Source organism: Rhodanobacter terrae, assembly GCF_042657005.1.
GTDB lineage: Bacteria > Pseudomonadota > Gammaproteobacteria > Xanthomonadales > Rhodanobacteraceae > Rhodanobacter > Rhodanobacter terrae.
The window spans coordinates 139788-156145 of record NZ_JBHSNG010000004.1; the positions used below are offsets into that span (position 1 = coordinate 139788).

At 67.5% G+C, this 16358-nt stretch carries 10 protein-coding genes; 5 read left to right on the plus strand and 5 right to left on the minus strand.

Annotated features, from left to right (window positions below):
* Nucleotides 1-45: 45 nt before the first annotated feature.
* Together coxB and ACFPPB_RS05830 are read right to left on the minus strand one after the other, a co-directional pair.
* The gene (gene coxB / locus ACFPPB_RS05825; RefSeq protein WP_377325274.1) at nucleotides 46-987 is read right to left on the minus strand and encodes a cytochrome c oxidase subunit II; all 942 of its coding nucleotides are present in this window, start codon (nucleotides 985-987) and stop codon (nucleotides 46-48) included.
* A gap of 286 nt (nucleotides 988-1273) precedes the next feature.
* The gene (locus ACFPPB_RS05830) at nucleotides 1274-1714 is read right to left on the minus strand and encodes a DUF2244 domain-containing protein (protein ID WP_377325276.1); all 441 of its coding nucleotides are present in this window, start codon (nucleotides 1712-1714) and stop codon (nucleotides 1274-1276) included.
* Between the two features lie 270 nt (nucleotides 1715-1984).
* On the opposite strand from ACFPPB_RS05830, the gene putA reads away from it, so the two are divergent.
* The 3 genes from putA to ACFPPB_RS05845 all read left to right on the plus strand — a co-directional run bounded on the left by putA (nucleotide 1985) and on the right by ACFPPB_RS05845 (nucleotide 7534).
* Nucleotides 1985-5146, plus strand: a complete 3162-nt coding sequence (gene putA / locus ACFPPB_RS05835) for a bifunctional proline dehydrogenase/L-glutamate gamma-semialdehyde dehydrogenase PutA (protein WP_377325278.1) — start codon at nucleotides 1985-1987, stop codon at nucleotides 5144-5146.
* Between the two features lie 81 nt (nucleotides 5147-5227).
* Nucleotides 5228-6106, plus strand: coding sequence for a restriction endonuclease (locus ACFPPB_RS05840; protein ID WP_377325280.1), 879 nt, complete (start codon nucleotides 5228-5230; stop codon nucleotides 6104-6106).
* 12 nt (nucleotides 6107-6118) lie between these two features.
* The gene (locus ACFPPB_RS05845; RefSeq protein WP_377325282.1) at nucleotides 6119-7534 is read left to right on the plus strand and encodes a coniferyl aldehyde dehydrogenase; all 1416 of its coding nucleotides are present in this window, start codon (nucleotides 6119-6121) and stop codon (nucleotides 7532-7534) included.
* 88 nt (nucleotides 7535-7622) lie between these two features.
* Here ACFPPB_RS05845 and ACFPPB_RS05850 read toward each other — a convergent pair whose 3' ends face one another.
* Nucleotides 7623-9116 (minus strand): OmpP1/FadL family transporter, encoded by a 1494-nt coding sequence (locus tag ACFPPB_RS05850; protein WP_377325284.1) that lies wholly within the window; start codon nucleotides 9114-9116, stop codon nucleotides 7623-7625.
* 295 nt (nucleotides 9117-9411) lie between these two features.
* Here ACFPPB_RS05850 and ACFPPB_RS05855 point away from each other — a divergent pair, with 295 nt between their 5' ends.
* The gene (locus ACFPPB_RS05855) at nucleotides 9412-9705 is read left to right on the plus strand and encodes a YcgL domain-containing protein (RefSeq protein WP_377325286.1); all 294 of its coding nucleotides are present in this window, start codon (nucleotides 9412-9414) and stop codon (nucleotides 9703-9705) included.
* 71 nt (nucleotides 9706-9776) lie between these two features.
* Nucleotides 9777-13226 (plus strand): ankyrin repeat domain-containing protein, encoded by a 3450-nt coding sequence (locus ACFPPB_RS05860; protein WP_377325288.1) that lies wholly within the window; start codon nucleotides 9777-9779, stop codon nucleotides 13224-13226.
* On the opposite strand, the gene ACFPPB_RS05865 is transcribed toward ACFPPB_RS05860, so the two are convergent.
* Nucleotides 13202-14305: a glycosyltransferase family 9 protein gene (locus ACFPPB_RS05865; protein WP_377325290.1), complete on the minus strand. Its 1104-nt coding sequence runs from the start codon at nucleotides 14303-14305 to the stop codon at nucleotides 13202-13204. The genes ACFPPB_RS05860 and ACFPPB_RS05865 overlap by 25 nt on opposite strands.
* A gap of 121 nt (nucleotides 14306-14426) precedes the next feature.
* Nucleotides 14427-16256: a monovalent cation:proton antiporter-2 (CPA2) family protein gene (locus ACFPPB_RS05870; RefSeq protein ID WP_377325474.1), complete on the minus strand. Its 1830-nt coding sequence runs from the start codon at nucleotides 16254-16256 to the stop codon at nucleotides 14427-14429.
* Between the last annotated feature and the right edge of the window lie 102 nt (nucleotides 16257-16358).

The following is a 16358-nucleotide window of genomic DNA, read 5'->3' on the forward strand; positions in this document are numbered from 1 at the left end:
ACTGCGTGAGAAAACGTGTGCCGGGAACCGCCAGACCGGGTCGGATCAGCCCTGCCTGGCCGCACCCGCCGCCGGAGCGACCTGGCTGGTTTGCGGCGCGGCGGCGCTGGAAGCCGTCGCCGGCGCAGCGACGGGCGCGGCGGATTTCGCCTGCTGCGCGGCAAGCCACGCGGCGAAATCCGCCTTCGACTTGACCACCACCACAATCGGCATGAAGCCGTGATCCTGGCCGCACAACTCGGCGCACTGGCCGCGATACGTGCCTGGCTTCTGGAAGTTGGCCCAGGCCGCGTTGATGATTCCGGGGATCGCGTCGAGCTTCCAGCCGGTCGCCGGCACCCACCAGGAGTGGATCACGTCGCCGCTGGTGATCACGAAACGGATCTTGGTGTCGACCGGCACCACCAGCGGCTTGTCGACGTTCAACAGGTAGGTGCTTTCGTCACCGACCTTGACCGCGAACGGATCCATGCCCGAGCCGAGCTGGCGGGTCTGGTCGCTCTGCGTATCGAGCTTGGACATGAAACCGACCTTGTCGATCGGCTTGCCCAGGTACTCGACATAGTCGTAGCGCCACTTCCACTGGTAGCCGGTGACCTTGACGGTCATCTGCGAACCGGTGGTATCGGCCCACAAGGTGAGGCCGCCGGTGGCCAGGTAGGCCAGCACGACCAGGATGATCACCGGGATGGTGGTCCAGACGACTTCCACCATGGTGTTGTGCGACCACTTCTCGGCCACCGCACCGCGCGATTTGCGGAAACGGAACATCGCGATGAACATCGCGCCGAACACCAGGATGCCGATCACCGTGCACACGCCGAGCGAAATGTTGTTCAGGTGGTACGGCACCTGCGACCAGGTGCTGTCGCCGCGCTGCATGTTCAGCTGCCACGGACCGGGTGCGGCGCGCACCACGTCGCCGAACGATGCAAGGGCGAGTGCCGCCGCTGCCGTGAATGATCGCCTGATGCCGCCAGATGTCATGTCTTGCACCTTAGAGTCTGTATTCATAATCCAAATACGTCGCGTTGCCCTGCAGCGGCTGGCAGGTGGTAGGCCGCGGCGAAACCCATGCTGGTTGCATGGGCAAGCCGCGGGCTGCCGCATGACGGCCGCTGCAGGGCAACCCGCAGGGCCGGGTCTGTTTGCCCCCGGAGCGGCGTCATCGCTCGGTCATGTATCGACATACATTCCCTCTCTCTTCCTTGCCCCGCGGGCAAACAGCTCCCGGCGCGGCGTGTTTGGATTATGAATACAGACTCTTTTGAACCTATTTGCGCGACGGGCCGTTGAGATCGGCCAGCAGCACCATGAGTTTTCTCGACAGCTCGACGCGTTCCTGCTCCGCCAGAAAAGCGCCAATCTCCAATTCGCGCCCGTGCGACGACAGCAGCAGGCGCTGACGCCCGTCGCCCGGCTCCAGCAGCACGCGCACCCAGTAAGCCTGGAAACGCATGCGGCGCCGGCCCGGCAGCGACCGCACCTCCAGCGACGAAGCGTCGAGGGTGATGCGCTCACTGCGATCGCCGGCCCGCCAGGCTACGCTCAAGGCGATGGCCACGGCGGCGGATTCGGCCAGGGCAAACAGCGGAGCAAACACGTTCCCCTGCCACGCACCCAGACCTGCCGTCATCAGCACCAGCACCACCAGAACCACGATCAATCGACGCAGACCGCGCCGGCTGAGCGTGCGATTGGGCTTGAGCCACATCGTCACGCACGGCAAGCCGGCGGTAGCTGGTCGAAGCACGATCATGGGGATCCGGCGTGCCTGGAACATCGGAATGATAGGCCGCGGCGAGGCAGCGAGCAAGAATGTCGCACCCACTTGATCCTGATCAGGTCTGCACGCAAGCCACGCGAATGGCGCCGCGCGGCCGGCGGAGAACCGTCTGCGCGGCCGCTGCGCCGCCCCAAATCCATGACGTCCAGCGTACAATCCCGCGCTCCCCTTCGCCGCGGCGAATCCTTCGACAAGCCCGTGACCCAGCCCATTCTCAGTCCCGAACTCCCTCTCGACAGCACGCCGGCCCGCGCACGCATCACCGCCGCCTGGCTGCGCGACGAAACCGAAGCGGTCAACGACCTGCTCGCCCAGGCCGCCTTGCCGCCGGCCGAACGCGAGAAGGTGATCGACCTCGCCGCCGACCTGGTCGGCCGGGTGCGCCTGCGCGCGAAGGACCAGAGCGCGGTCGAGTCCTTCATGCGCCAGTACGATCTCTCCTCCGAGGAAGGCGTGCTGCTGATGTGCGTGGCCGAGGCACTGCTGCGCATTCCGGACAAGGCCACCGCCGACAAGCTGATCCGCGACAAGCTCGGCGACGCGGACTGGAAGAAGCATCTGGGCCAGAGCGAGTCGCTGTTCGTGAACGCCTCCACCTGGGGCCTGATGCTCACCGGGCGCCTGGTGAACCTGGCCGAGGATGTTCGCCACGACTTCACCGGCGCCTTGAAGCGGCTGGTCGGCCGCGCCGGCGAACCGGCGATCCGTCTCGCGGTCCGCCAGGCCATGCGCATCATGGGCTACCAGTTCGTGATGGGACAGACCATCGACGAGGCGCTGGACCGCTGCGCGAAGAAGGACTACGCGGTCTACCGCTATTCCTACGACATGCTGGGCGAGTCGGCGCTGACCAGCGAAACCGCCGAACGCTACCAGCAGGATTACCGCAACGCGATCGCCGCGATCGGTGCGCGCGGCCCGTTCGCCAGCCACACCGATGCGCCGTCGATCTCGGTGAAGCTGTCCGCGCTGCACCCGCGCTACGAAGTGGCCAAGCGCGAGCTGGCCCACCGCCAGCTCGGCGACAAGCTGCTGGAGCTGTCGCAACTGGCGATGAAGTACGGCATCGCGTTGTCGGTCGATGCCGAGGAGGCCGAGCGCCTCGAGTTGTCGCTGGACATCATCGGCGACGTCTTCGCGCATCCCTCGCTGCAAGGCTGGAATGGCCTGGGCATCGTGGTGCAGGCGTATGCCAAGCGCACCCCGTTCGTGATCGACTGGCTGATCGAGACCGCCCGTGCCGCCAACCGCCGCTGGTATGTGCGCCTGGTCAAGGGCGCCTACTGGGACGCCGAGATCAAGCGCGCACAGGAAAACGGCCTGGCCGGCTACCCGGTGTTTACGCGCAAGCCGAATACCGACGTGTCCTATCTCGCCTGCGCCAGGCGCCTGTTCAACGGCGGCGCCGAACTGATCTATCCGCAATTCGCCACCCACAACGCGCACACCATCGCCGCCGTGCATCACATCGCGCAGGGCCGGCCGTACGAATACCAGCGCCTGCATGGCATGGGCACCGACCTGTACGCCGAAGTGATCGGCGCCAAGAATCTCGACGTACCCTGCCGCGTGTACGCACCGGTCGGCACGCACGAAGACCTGCTGCCGTACCTGGTGCGCCGCCTGCTGGAGAACGGCGCCAACACCAGCTTCGTCAACCGCGTCGTCGACGAGAGCGTGCCGGTGCGCACGCTGGTCGCCGACCCGTGCGAAACGGTGCGCTCCTTTACTTCGATCCCTCATCCGCGCATTCCGCTGCCGGTCAACATCTACGCAGAACTCCGGAAGAATTCCATGGGCGTCAACTTCTCCAACGACAACGAACTGAGGGCGATGGCCGAGGCGGTCAACGCGAATGCCGGCCCGTGGACTGCCGCACCGCTGGTGCCCGGCGCGGTGGTGGGAGCGGCTTCAGCCGCGATCGCCGTCACCAACCCGGCCGACCGCCGCCAGACCGTGGGCAGCTATGTCAGCGCCGACAGCGCCACCGTCGACAAGGCACTGAGCAACGCCGTCGCTGCGCAGCACAACTGGGATCGCCTGCCCGCGGCCAGCCGCGCGGCGATCCTCGAGCACGCCGCCGAGCAGCTCGAAGCGCGTCGCGGCGAATTCATCGCGTTGTGCGTGCGCGAAGCCGGCAAGAGCCTGCCCGATGCGATCGCCGAAATCCGCGAGGCGGCCGACTTCCTGCGCTATTACGCCACCATGGCACGGCGTCTGTTCGGCCAGCCCGAGCAGTTGCCGGGCCCGACCGGCGAGAGCAACCAGTTGTTCCTCAACGGCCGCGGCGTGTTCGTGTGCATCAGCCCGTGGAACTTCCCGCTGGCGATCTTCCTGGGCCAGGTCAGCGCCGCGCTGGCCGCCGGCAATGCCGTGATCGCCAAGCCGGCCGAGCAGACCTCGCTGATCGGCCACGCCGCGGTGAAGCTGCTGCACGACGCCGGCGTGCCCGCCGACGTGCTGCAATACCTGCCGGGCGACGGCGCCACCGTCGGCGCCGCCCTGACCAGGGATGCGCGCGTGTCCGGTGTGGCCTTCACCGGCTCCACCGACACCGCCTGGGCGATCAACCGCGCGCTGGCCGCGCGCAATGCGCCGATCGCCGCGCTGATCGCCGAGACCGGCGGCCAGAACGCGATGATCGCCGACTCCTCTGCGCTGCCCGAGCAGATCGTCAAGGACGTGATCGCCTCCGCCTTCCAGTCCGCCGGCCAGCGCTGCTCGGCCGCGCGCGTGCTGTTCGTGCAGGAAGACATCGCCGACAAGGTCTGCAACATGCTCGCCGGCGCAATGGCCGAGCTGAAGGTGGGCGACCCCGGCCAGCTGTCCACCGATGTGGGTCCGGTGATCGACGAGGACGCGAAAAAGATCCTGGTCGATCACGCTGCACGCATGGACAAGGACGCGAAGAAAATCGGCGAAGTCGCGCTCGATCCGGCCACCACCGCCAACGGCACCTTCTTCGCCCCGCGCGCCTACGAGATTCCCTCGCTCGCCACGCTGACGCGCGAAGTGTTCGGCCCGGTGCTGCACGTGATCCGCTGGAAGGGCAGCGAACTCGAGCAGGTGGTCGAGCAGATCAACGCCACCGGCTATGGCCTCACGCTCGGCATCCACAGCCGCATCAACGACACCGTCGACTACATCGCCAGCCATGCCCGCGTCGGCAACTGCTACGTCAACCGCAACCAGATCGGCGCGGTGGTCGGCGTGCAGCCATTCGGCGGCGAGAACCTGTCCGGCACCGGCCCCAAGGCCGGTGGCCCGCACTACCTGCTGCGCTTCGCCGGCGAGCGCACGCTCACCATCAACACCACGGCGGCCGGCGGCAACGCATCGCTGCTGACGATCGGCGAGTAAGCACCAGAGCGCCATATCGGCTCCATTGCCATGGAGCCGATATGGCGAGTACGTTTCGTGTCATTGCATGGAGCGTCTCGCATGTCGAAGTTGAAAAAGGGCCAAACTGAATTTGTCCGCTGGATGGGCCCGTTACTCGATTGCCTGCGTGCGCTGGGCGGCTCGGCCAAACCGAAAGAAGTTTCCAGTTGGATAGCACGGGAGCTTCGGCTATCTCCAGAAATCACCGAAGCTACCATCAAATCGGGAGCCAACCGCTTCCACAATCAAGTGCAGTGGGCACGCCAATATTTGGTCTGGGAAGGTTTGCTGGACGACAGCAAACGTGGTCTCTGGGCGTTGAGTCCACTCGGCTGGAAAGCACATCTTGACGAAGATGCAGCACGAGTCATTTTTCTAGGGCGGGTAAGGATTAGCCAGTCGCTGCGCAAACAGGGTGCAACAGGCGACACCGTGCCAATCTCCGAAACCGCCGACGCGGTGACTCCGGAAGAGTCTCGGGAACTCGACCTTCTAGATATTCTCAAATCTCTTCCGCCATACGGCTTCGAACTGATCTGCGGGCGCCTCTTGCGCGAACACGGCTTCGAGGATGTCGAAGTAACCCAACGTTCGCGCGACGGTGGCATCGACGGTTACGGTTTGCTGCGACTGAGTCCATTCGTCAGCTTACGCGTGGCATTTCAGGCCAAACGCTACAAGGATGTCGTTTCGCGCGGTGCTGTGGGCGAATTCCGCAATGCCCTGCTCGGGCGTGCGGAAAAAGGTGTGTTCATCACCACCGGGCGTTTCACAAATGACGCCGAGAGCGAAGCCTCACGCGATGGCGTCGTGCCAATCGAACTGATCGACGGAGAGCAGCTGGTCGAGCTTTTTCAAGATGCGGGCATCGGCGTGAAGCCAAAGACGATCTACGAGATCAATCACGCGTTCTTCGATGAATTCCGCCGCGAACAATGAGCGTTCATCCACATGTCTGAGCCAATGATCGCCGGGCTTATCCCCGCCGTGCACCGCATGCGCACCGCGCATGCGGTGGATCCGATGCCGTCGTGGGAAGCGCGCGCCAAACGGCTTCGTGCGCTGGAAACGATGGTGCGCGAACAGCGCCATGCTTTCGCCGCCGCCATTTCGGCCGACTTCGGCCAGCGTCCCGCGGAAGAGACCGATCTGCTGGAAATCTTCCCCAGCCTGTCGGCGGTCCGCTATGCGCTGCGCCACGGCCGACGCTGGATGCGCCCGCGACGCTCGCTGGCCGGCCTCGCCTTCCTGCCCGCCCGCAATGTGCTGATACCGCAGCCGCTGGGCGTGGTCGGCATCATCGTGCCGTGGAACTATCCGCTGTATCTCGCCGTGGGTCCGCTGGTGGATGCGCTGGTCGCCGGCAACCGCGTCATGGTGAAGATGAGCGAATACACCCCGCGCTTCTCGGCACTGTTCGCCGAACAGGTGGCCCGCTATTTCCAGCCCGACGAAGTGATCGCGGTGACCGGCGATGCCGAGGTGGCGCAGGCGTTCTCCGCGCTGCCGTTCGACCACCTGCTGTTCACCGGCTCCACCGCGGTCGGCCGCCACGTGATGCGCGCGGCGGCCGCAAACCTCACCCCGGTGACGCTGGAGCTGGGCGGCAAGTCGCCGGCCATCATCGGCCCCGGCGCGCGCTTCGACAACGCGGTGGAACGCATCCTGTTCGGCAAGCTGGTCAACGCCGGGCAGACCTGCATCGCACCGGACTACGTGCTGCTGCCGCGCGCGCGCCTGGCCGATTTCATCGCCGCGGCGCGGCAGGTGGCGGCGCGGCTGTACCCGCAGCTCGGACACAGCACGCAGTACGCCAGCATCGTTTCCGATCGCCAGTACCAGCGCCTCGTCGCATTGCGCGACAGCGCGCTGGCCGCTGGCGCACGCGTGCATCCGCTGAGCGAGGCTGCGGATGATCCGACGCGCCGATGGCTGCCGCCGCAATTGCTCAGTGAAGTCGACGACGGCATGGAAGTGATGCAGGAGGAGATCTTCGGCCCCTTGCTGCCGCTGCTGCCGTACGACTCGCTGGACGAGGCGATCGCGTATGTAGCTGCTCGCCCGCATCCGCTGGCGCTGTACCTGTTCGAGCAGGATCGCGCGCTGGTCGACCGCGTGCTGGCACGCACCGTGGCCGGCGGCGTCAGCCTCAACGACACGCTGTACCACATCGCCCAGCACAGCCTGCCGTTCGGTGGCGTGGGCGCTTCCGGCACGGGCGGCTATCACGGTGAGGCCGGCTTCCGCACGTTCTCGCATCTGAAGCCGGTATTCCGACAGGCCCGCTTCAACGGCGCCGGCCTGCTCAATCCGCCGTACGGTGCACGCTTCCGCCGGGTGCTCGAGCTGTTGCTCAAGCGTGGTTGAACGCCGGCTCCCCGGCCGGCCGCCAGATCGCACAAAAGAATCCCCGCTCACGCGGGGATTCTTTTGCAGCCGTTGCGCGTTGCTGCGGTTAGAACTTGTACTGCGCCGAAAGGCTCAGCAGGTTGCCGTAGTCGTCGAAGCTGCCGGTCAGCGTGTCACCGGTGCCGCTCATGGTATTCACATGGGCCTGGTTGACGAAGATATGCGCGTAGGACGCATTGATCTCCAGGTGCTCGCTGGCCTTGTAGCCGATGCCGAAGGAGGCCATCTGACGGGTCGAGTCGGGCACCCGCGGATCACGGGTGGCGACGTGGGTCGGCGTGCGGTCGACCGCGACACCTGCGCGCAAGGTGACCTTGTCGGTCAGGTAGTAATCGCCACCGATCGAGGCGTAGATGGTGTTGCGCCAGTTGAACTGTTCCGTGGTCGACGGCTGCGCATTGCCGTAATTCACCGTGAGGTTCTTGAACACGTCCCACTTGGTGTAGGCCACATCGACGCCGAAACCGAACTTCTCCGCCTGGTGCCAGTAGCTCGCGCTGATCACGGCCGGCGTGGTGAAGTCGGCGGTGCCGGTGGTGTGCGAGAACGGGGGGATCGAGGCAGCCAGCGCGGGATTCGCCAGCAATGCGTCGTATCCCGGCGTGGTGGTGAAGTTGGCCGTACCCGCCAGACGATGGCTGATCTTGGAGCGGTAGTTGAGCGCGAGCTTGTCGTCCGGGGTCACCTTCCAGTAGCCGCCCAGCTGCCAGCCGTAGGCCCAGTCGTCGCCCTTGATGCGGGCGAAACCGTCGGACCCCACCGGCGTCGCGGCGGCGACACCGCCAGCGGCGGCCTGGCCCTGCTGCGCCGCCTGCTGGGCCAGCGCGGCGGCCTGCTGAGGCGTGATCTGGCCAGCGGCAGCGGCGGCCTGGATCTGCGCGATGGCAACTGCGGTCTGCGCGCCGATGCCCTGCTGGATGCCCAGACCCACGGCGTTGTAGTTGATGGCGCTGGTCAGCTCGGCGCTGGTCTTCTGCGCGATGATGCTGGCGCCGACACTGAAGGTGCTGGTGACGTCGAACGATCCCGACAGCGTGGCATCGAGCGACTCGAACTTGGACTTGATCGCGTTGTAGCGGCCGACCCAGTTCTTGTCGTATTCGGTCTGGAAGCCGAACGGCACCGAGAGGCCCGCGCCCACATGCACGCGGTCGCTGACCTGGGTGGCAAAGAACAAGGCCGGCACCGGCATGGTGGTGCCGCCGTCGCCGCCGTTGCCGCCGCTGATCGGGCGACCCAGCACGTCGTTGCCGCTGCCGCTGAACTTGGTGCTGAAGTTGATCGCGGTGACGTCGGCCTGCAGGTAGGTACCCTTGAGATCGGTCATCGCGGCCGGATTGTTGACCACTACCGAGACATCGCCACCGGCGGTGGCGGAACCGGCATAGGCGCGGCCCAGGCCTTTGGCACTGTTTTCCTTGAGCTGGAAAGCGCTGGCGCTGGCGGCCCCCGGCGCAAGTGCGCCAAGAATGGCCACGCTCAGTGCGGCGAGCACGAGCGGACGGGCGGCGCCCGTGAAGGAACGGAAAGACATAGACATCGCTTGCTCCTGCTTATCGTGATGCGGCTCGGGTAGATAGCTGTGTCGGCGACAAATATAAAATTCATACGCGCGTTTGAAGCCTCTGCGCCGCACTTTGCCCGCTCGCCCAAGGCGTTGCAAGTGCAGCCGCAACATTTAACTAACGAATGGGCGCGAATGCTGCAGACACCGCTTCGCTGCCATACGCGTCCCGTGCGAACCCCGGCGATCCTCCACCGGCATCGCCAGGCGGGCAAGCGGACGTCCACGCTGCTACCCTGATCAGTCCCTAAATCGTCCACGAGGTGGCGCCATGCAGTGCTCTGTCTATGCCAGCGTGCGCAAAGCCGACAGCTATCTGTGGCTGGCACAGCGCGATGCGTTCGATGTGCTCCCCGAGTCGCTAGTCCTGCTGCTGGGCGACTTGCGCTTCGTGATGGAAGTGCATCTGGACGAGCAACGCGAGCTGCCGGTCGAGGACGCCGCGCAGGTACTCGCCAACCTGCGCATGCAAGGCTGGCACCTGCAGCTGCCGCCGCAGGAAACCCTGGCCACCGCCAACCATCTCGCCTATACCCATGCGCCGAGGGATGACCGGGACGAGTGACCGCGTCGCTGCGTCGGTGGTGTTAACACTTGGTTACCGTCTGCAGGCCCATCGATTTCTATACTGTTCCCATGACCCAGCCCAAATCGCGTCGCCGCCCTCCTCTCATGCAGGCTCTCGCCTGGTTCATTCCAGGTCTGCTCGCGGTCGCCGCCGCCGGACTGGCCACTCACCCGCTGACGCTGATCCCGCTGCTGCTGGCGAACGCCCTGACCATGGCGGCGATCTGCCACGCGATCGGCTTCGATCCCGAACCGCACTTCGGCCGTACCGTATTGCGCCGCGGCGCCGCGCATATGGTGATGTTCACCGGCTACGCCGCGGTGGTGTTCGTGCTGGTGGCGTGGCCGATGCTGCAGCTGAGCCGGACACCCAGCCTCAGCGCAGCACTGATCCTCGCCTCGGCGCTGGTGCTGGCGCTGACCGCACTGTGGCGGCTGTGGCCGGCGTTCGGGCTGGTGTTCGTCTGGGACGATGCCTATCCGCGCCAGCGCGACGGCTCGTGGATCTTCACCGCCACCTTGCGCAGCATCGCGTTCGGCCGCCACCTGTCGCATGAGGAACGTTTCTTCAGTCACTTCCTGCCGGCCGCGCTGTCGCTGCTGGTGCTGGCCTTCGGCGCCATCGCGCTGACCGGACTGTACGGCGTGCTGCCGCCCGAACCGCGCATCGCGGCGTTGGCGATCTACGGCGTCGTGCTGCTGCCGCTGGGTTGCCTGATCATTGCCAACCGCACGCTGCGCGCGCTGCTGTGCGAACGGCACCAGCCGCGCCGCCGCGGCGACCATGCCGCGCTGGCCACCAGTACCGCGGTCGCTCCGCGCCCCGTACTGAGCGAACAGGAACGCACCGCCGGCACGCCCGAGCAGGCCGAAGCACTGCTGGTCGCCACCCGCGGCGGCGATATCGAGCGCGCCCTGGCATTGATCGAGGCCGGCGCCGATCCCGACACCGCGCCGACCGCCGACGACCGCGATCAGCGCCCCGTGCTGATGCTCGCCGCCTTGCTGCCGGACACCCGGCTGCTGCGCTCGCTGATCGGCAAGGGCGCCGACGTGAACCGCGCCAGCGGCGGCATCACCCCGCTGCTGGCAGCCACCCGCGACAGCTGGCACGGCCGCGCCGAAGCGGTACTGACCCTGCTGACCAATGGCGCCAGTCCACTGGTTGCCGACGCGGAGGGCAATACCGCCCTGCATGGCGCCGTGCTCAGCGCCGAGCCGGGCGTGGCAGCCATGCTGCTGGACGCGGCTGCTCCGATCAACGCGTTGAACAAGGCCGGCATCAGCCCGCTGGCCACCGCCTGCCGCGCCGCCAACTGGCCGCTGGTGAAATTCCTGCTGGAACATGGTGCCAAGCCGGCGCCTGCCGACGGTGAACCGGCGCTGGTCGCCGCCGCCGGCATCGCCGACGACGACGTCGAAGGGATCAAGCTGCTGCTCAAGCATCGCGCCGCGATCAATGCGGTGGATGCGCGGCATCGGCATGCGCTGCTGAGCGCGGCCGCCGAAGGACACGAGCAGATCGCCCGCGCGCTGTGCGCGGCCGGTGCCGATATCGGCCTGGCCGATCAACACGGCAGCACCGCCTTGATGGAAGCGGCCCGTGCCGGCGCCGGCGGCATCGTGCAGTTGCTGGCCGAAGCGCAGCCCGATGTGCGCGCGCGCGACCAATACGGGCGCGACGCCTTGACCCTGGCCTGCCAATCGCCGCACGCGCAGAGCGAAACCGTGCGCGCATTGCTGGCGCTGGGCGCCGAACCGAAAGCGCCCGGCGGCGATGGCCGCAGCGCGCTGGATCACGCCGCGGCCGCCGGCCGCTGGGACCTGGTCGCCCTGCTCGATCCGGACACGCCGCTGCCGGCCAGCCTCAGCCAGGACGTGCTGGCCGAAGGCGCCGACACGCCGGCGCACCTGCTCGACGCGTTGCGTTTCGGCCACTGGGCGATCGTGTCGGGTTTTGCCGAGCGCGTGCGCGAATGGCCGCAGCCGCAACTGGCGCAGCTGTATCTGGATCTGGCCACGCCCGGTCTTGGCGCGGCCCGCCGCTGGTTGCTCGACCACGGCCTCGACGCCGAAGCCCGCTTCGAAGCGCCGCACATCGACGATGCCGAAACCGCCGACGCGCCGACCCTGCCGCCGCTGGGTCGACGCCTGTTCGACGCGTTACTGCAGCAGTTGCCGGATTCGACCGAAGCGCTGGACGACCTGCTGCAGTCCGGCGCCAGCCCGGCCGGCGCCGGACTGCTGGCACAGGCGTTGTCGCGCCTCAACGGCATGGTGCAAGCTGCCGCGCTGCCGCTCAGCCTGCTCGAACGTGGTGCCGATCCGTTCGGCCCGGATGCGCGCGAGCGCACGCCGCTGCATCTGGCCGTGGTCCATGCGCAAGCCGGACTGCTGCAGGTTCTGCTGGCGCGTGGCTGCGACCCGAACACGCGCGATCGCGATGGCCGCACGCCATTGTTCGCCGCGCTCGAACACGGTGCGCAGGCACTGCCGCTGGTGCGCGCACTGATCGCCTATGGCGCGAACCCCGAGGCCGCCGATGCGAACGGCGAGACGCCACTGGGCCTGGCGCTGGAACATCCGGCAGTGGAGCGCTGGCTGGACTGGCGCGACTGGCCGCGGCCGCATCGTCCATTGCACCCGACCGACCTGCCGGCCGCCGCGGCCGCCGGCGCACTGGCCACCGTGCAGCGCCTGCTGGAATTGAGCTTCTCTGTCGACACCCGGGACGACCAGGGCGCCTCGGCCCTGCTGCGCGCCTGCGGCGCCGGCCATCGCGAGGTCGCCATCTGCCTGCTCGACGCCGGTGCCGATCCCACACTGGCCGCGCACAGCGGCGTAACTCCGCTGGCCGCCGCGGTGGCCGCACGCCGCGAGGCCCTGGTCGCCCTGCTGTTGCAACATGAAGTCGGCGCCGACCAGCGCCTGCCGAACGATGCCACCGCGTTGATGGTGGCCGCAGCGATGGGCTATCCGGAGATCGTCGAACAGTTGCTGGACGCCGGTGCCGACGTCAACGCGGTCGACGCGGGCGGGCGCAGCGCACTGCACGCCGCCGCGCAGTTCGGCTTCGAACACAACGACAGCTTGCGCGCCCGCCGCCTGTTCGACGGCCTGCTCAAGCACGGTGCCGACATCAACCGGGCGGACAGCGAAGGCAAGACCCCGTTGTTGTTGTTGCTCGGCGCGCAGCTGCGCCCCGGCAGCGAGTGCGACGCGACCCACATCGGTGCGCTGGTTCCGCTGCTGCTGGATGCCGGCGCCAAGGTCGAGCACGCCGACCAGCGCGGCGTCACCGCGCTGCACGCCTGCGCCATGCATGCGCTGCTGCCGCCGGCGCGCGTGCTGCTGTCACGCGGCGCCGACCGCGGAGCTCCCGATGCGTTCGGCCGCACCGCGGCGGACGTGGCGCGGCAACTCGGCTACGTCGATATCGCGCTCGAACTGGCCGCCCGCAGCAGCGCGATCCCAAGCGTGCGGCAAACCCTGCGTCAACCGGCGCAGCCAGCCGAGTAAGTCATCGTCCCGGCGTCGCTCCCGACAACGACGCCGGCAGCCGCTGGCGCGGTGCGCCAGCGCAACGCGCGCCATGCACTCACCACCTGAGCGGTTTCGATCTCGTCCACCCGGCGAGTCGCCGGCAGGCCACCGAGAACCACCACATCACTTCCGGACCCGCTGCGCGGGGTCCACAGCTGCGGCGAACGGGAGCCCATCAGCACCACCAGCGGGCAGCCCATGGCCGCGGCAAGATGGGCCGGCCCGGTGTCCACCGAGACCATGCTATGGGCGATCTCCAACAGCGCCTTGAGACGGCCGAGCGGCAAGGCCGCAGCGTTGATGCCGGACGACGCCGCCCCGGTGACCGCCAGCAAGGTATCGAGATAGCCGGCCTCGGCGGGTGAGCCGCAAAACAGCACTTGTGCCTGCGGCTGCCGGCGGCTGATGGCACGCGCCAATGCGGCCCAGCGCTCCGCCGGCCAGGACTTGTCGTCGTCCTCGGCGGCGCGCATTCCGTTCCAGCGCATGGTGCGCTTGTTGGCCGGCTGCAACAGCACCAGCGGGTGCCCGCTCATGCCTTGCGCGCGCAACCAGGCGTCGCGGTCGGCGCGCTCGGCCGCGCTGACCCGCAATTGCGGCGCAGCCGCCTGGACCGGAGCCGCCACCGGCTCGCCACTGGCGCGGAATGCAGCGGGCGTGGTGTCGCCGAAGCGCAACAGCCAGTCCACCCAGTGCTCATGTTCGATCGACGGGATGTCTTCGATGAAGGTGCAGTGCTCGGCCGGCACGCCGGCCAGCGCCAGCATCGGGCGCACCTTGGTCCGCGTGCGGTACTCGGGCTCACAGATATAGAACGGCGAACCGCGCAGGCGCCGCAAGGCCAGCGCCGCGCGCCAGCGCTGCGGACGCATCCACATCGGACCGTACTGCGAATGCAGAGGAATGCACCGGGCCACCTCCGGCTGCGCCGAATACAAGGCCGGCGACCAGTCCCCCAGCGCCAGCAACTGGCAAGGCCTGCCATAGCGCATATGCAGCTTGTGCAGCAGCGGCTGCAGCAAAATGGTGTCGCCGAGCCGGCCAAAGCGGATCACGACGGGTCCGGACAGGGCTGGGAGTTGAGTCGTAGGCATGTTTCTAGGCAACGCCGGAATCGACAGCTGGTTGACGCAACCTACTCCATTCCCGCGTAAACCTGCCGTGTAGTGACCTGGGTCACTCCTCGCCGACCAGCGGCCCCCCCGGGTCGCGCCCGCGCTTGCGCTCCGCGCTGGGCTCGGCATCCGCCTCGAACAGGCGCTGCAGGTCGACCAGTGCGTCGCGCGTGCTTTGCATCAGCTTGGTCTCGTCGTCGTAGACCAGGGCCTGCTTCTTCAGCAGGTCCTCGTCGTGGCGGCGAAACCGCTCGACCCGATCGACCGCCAGTTCGTGCGGCAAGCCCAGCGCTTCCAGCGTCTTGCGCGTCATCTTGAGGCTGGAATGGAACGTCTCGCGCACCGGCTCGTCGATGCCCAGGTCCATCAGGCGGAACACGTGCTGGCGGTTGCGCGCGCGCGCGACGATCTTCAGATGCGGATACTGCCGCCGCACCAGCCGCGCGGTGTGCAGGTTCGCCTCCGGATCGTCGGTGGCCAGCACGAACACCTCGGCCTTGTCGGCCTGCGCCGCCCGCAGCAACTCCGGCCGCGCCGGATCGCCGAAGAACAGGTTGATGGTGCCGAAGCGGCGCGAGAAATCGACCTGCTCGGCCGAGTGCTCCAGCGCCACGAACGGAATGCCTTGCGCCCGCAGCACGCGGGCGATGATCTGCCCGACCCGACCGAAGCCGGCGATGATCACCCGCGGCGGCGCGGTGTCGATGGTGTCGAACTCGCGCGCCGGTTTTTTCGGCATCACGTTCAGCGCCTTCGCCGCCAGCACCACGAGCAGGGGCGTCAACGCCATCGTCAAAGTGATGGTCAGCACCAGCGCATCGCGCTGGCCGGCGTCGATCAGCCGTTGCTCGGCCGCCTGCCGTAGCAGCACGAAGGCAAACTCGCCGCCGCAGGCCAGCAGCACCAGCATGCGCAAGGTGTCGGACCGGTTGAGGCCGCCCAGCAGCCGCCCCAGCGGCCACAGCAGCACGCTCTTCAGCACCAGCAACGCCGCCACCAGGCCGAAGATCAGCCCCGGCCGGCGCAGCAGCAGCGAGACATCCATCGACATGCCGACGCTGATGAAGAACAGGCCCAGCAGCAGGCCTTTGAACGGCTCGATGTTCGATTCCATCTCGTGACGGTATTCCGAGTCGGCCAGCAGCATGCCGGCGAGGAACGCACCCAGCGTGGCGGAGACGCCCGCCAGATCCATCAGCAGCGCGACGCCCATCACCACCAGCAGCGCGGTGGCGGTGAACACCTCCACCGAATCCGCGCGTGCCACGAAACGGAACACCGGCCGCAACAGATAGCGGCCCCCCACCGCCACCGCCAGGATCACGCCGACCGTGCGCAGCACCGCGACCAGGTCGAAGCTGTGAGCGGTCGACGAGGCCAGCAGCGGCACCGCGGCAATCAGCGGGATCGCCGCCAGATCCTGGAACAGCAGCACCGCGAACACCTGGCGGCCGTAGGCCGCGCCGGCTTCTTTGCGCTCGGCCAGGATCTGCAGGCCGAACGCGGTGGACGACAGCGCCAGGCTGCCGCCGACGATCACCGCCGCCTTGCCGCTGAAGCCGAACAGGACATACGCGGCCGCGCCGATGGCCACGCCACTGGCCAGTACCTGCAGCAGTCCGGTCCCGAACACCGAGCGGCGCATCACCCACAACCGCTGCGGCGACAGCTCCAGGCCGATCACAAACAGCATCAGCACCACGCCGAACTCGGAGATCGTGGCGACCCCTTCGGTGTCGTTGACCAGGCCCAGCAGCTGCGGCCCGATCGCCATGCCGGCCAGCAGGTAGCCGAGCACCGCGCCGAGCCGGAAGCGCTTGGTCAGCGGTACCGCGATGACAGTGGCGAGCAGGAACACCACCGCGGTCCGCAGGAAATGATGGCTGTCCACGTGCAGGTGGCTCCAGTCGGAAGCCTCGATTATTCCACGTGCGCGAGGCATGCACGGCATACTTCGACGTCCGCCGGAAACGATCGAGCCCGCGCACGGCGG

Excerpts from the sequence above, each read along its gene's own strand:
- ACFPPB_RS05830 (WP_377325276.1), bottom strand. The coding sequence starts at position 1,714 with ATGTGGCTCAAGCCCAATCGCACGCTCAGCCGGCGCGGTCTGCGTCGA.
- ACFPPB_RS05850 (WP_377325284.1), bottom strand. The coding sequence starts at position 9,116 with ATGTCTATGTCTTTCCGTTCCTTCACGGGCGCCGCCCGTCCGCTCGTG.
- ACFPPB_RS05840 (WP_377325280.1), top strand. The coding sequence starts at position 5,228 with ATGTCGAAGTTGAAAAAGGGCCAAACTGAATTTGTCCGCTGGATGGGC.
- ACFPPB_RS05855 (WP_377325286.1), top strand. The coding sequence starts at position 9,412 with ATGCAGTGCTCTGTCTATGCCAGCGTGCGCAAAGCCGACAGCTATCTG.
- coxB (WP_377325274.1), bottom strand. The coding sequence starts at position 987 with ATGACATCTGGCGGCATCAGGCGATCATTCACGGCAGCGGCGGCACTC.
- ACFPPB_RS05845 (WP_377325282.1), top strand. The coding sequence starts at position 6,119 with ATGTCTGAGCCAATGATCGCCGGGCTTATCCCCGCCGTGCACCGCATG.
- ACFPPB_RS05860 (WP_377325288.1), top strand. The coding sequence starts at position 9,777 with ATGACCCAGCCCAAATCGCGTCGCCGCCCTCCTCTCATGCAGGCTCTC.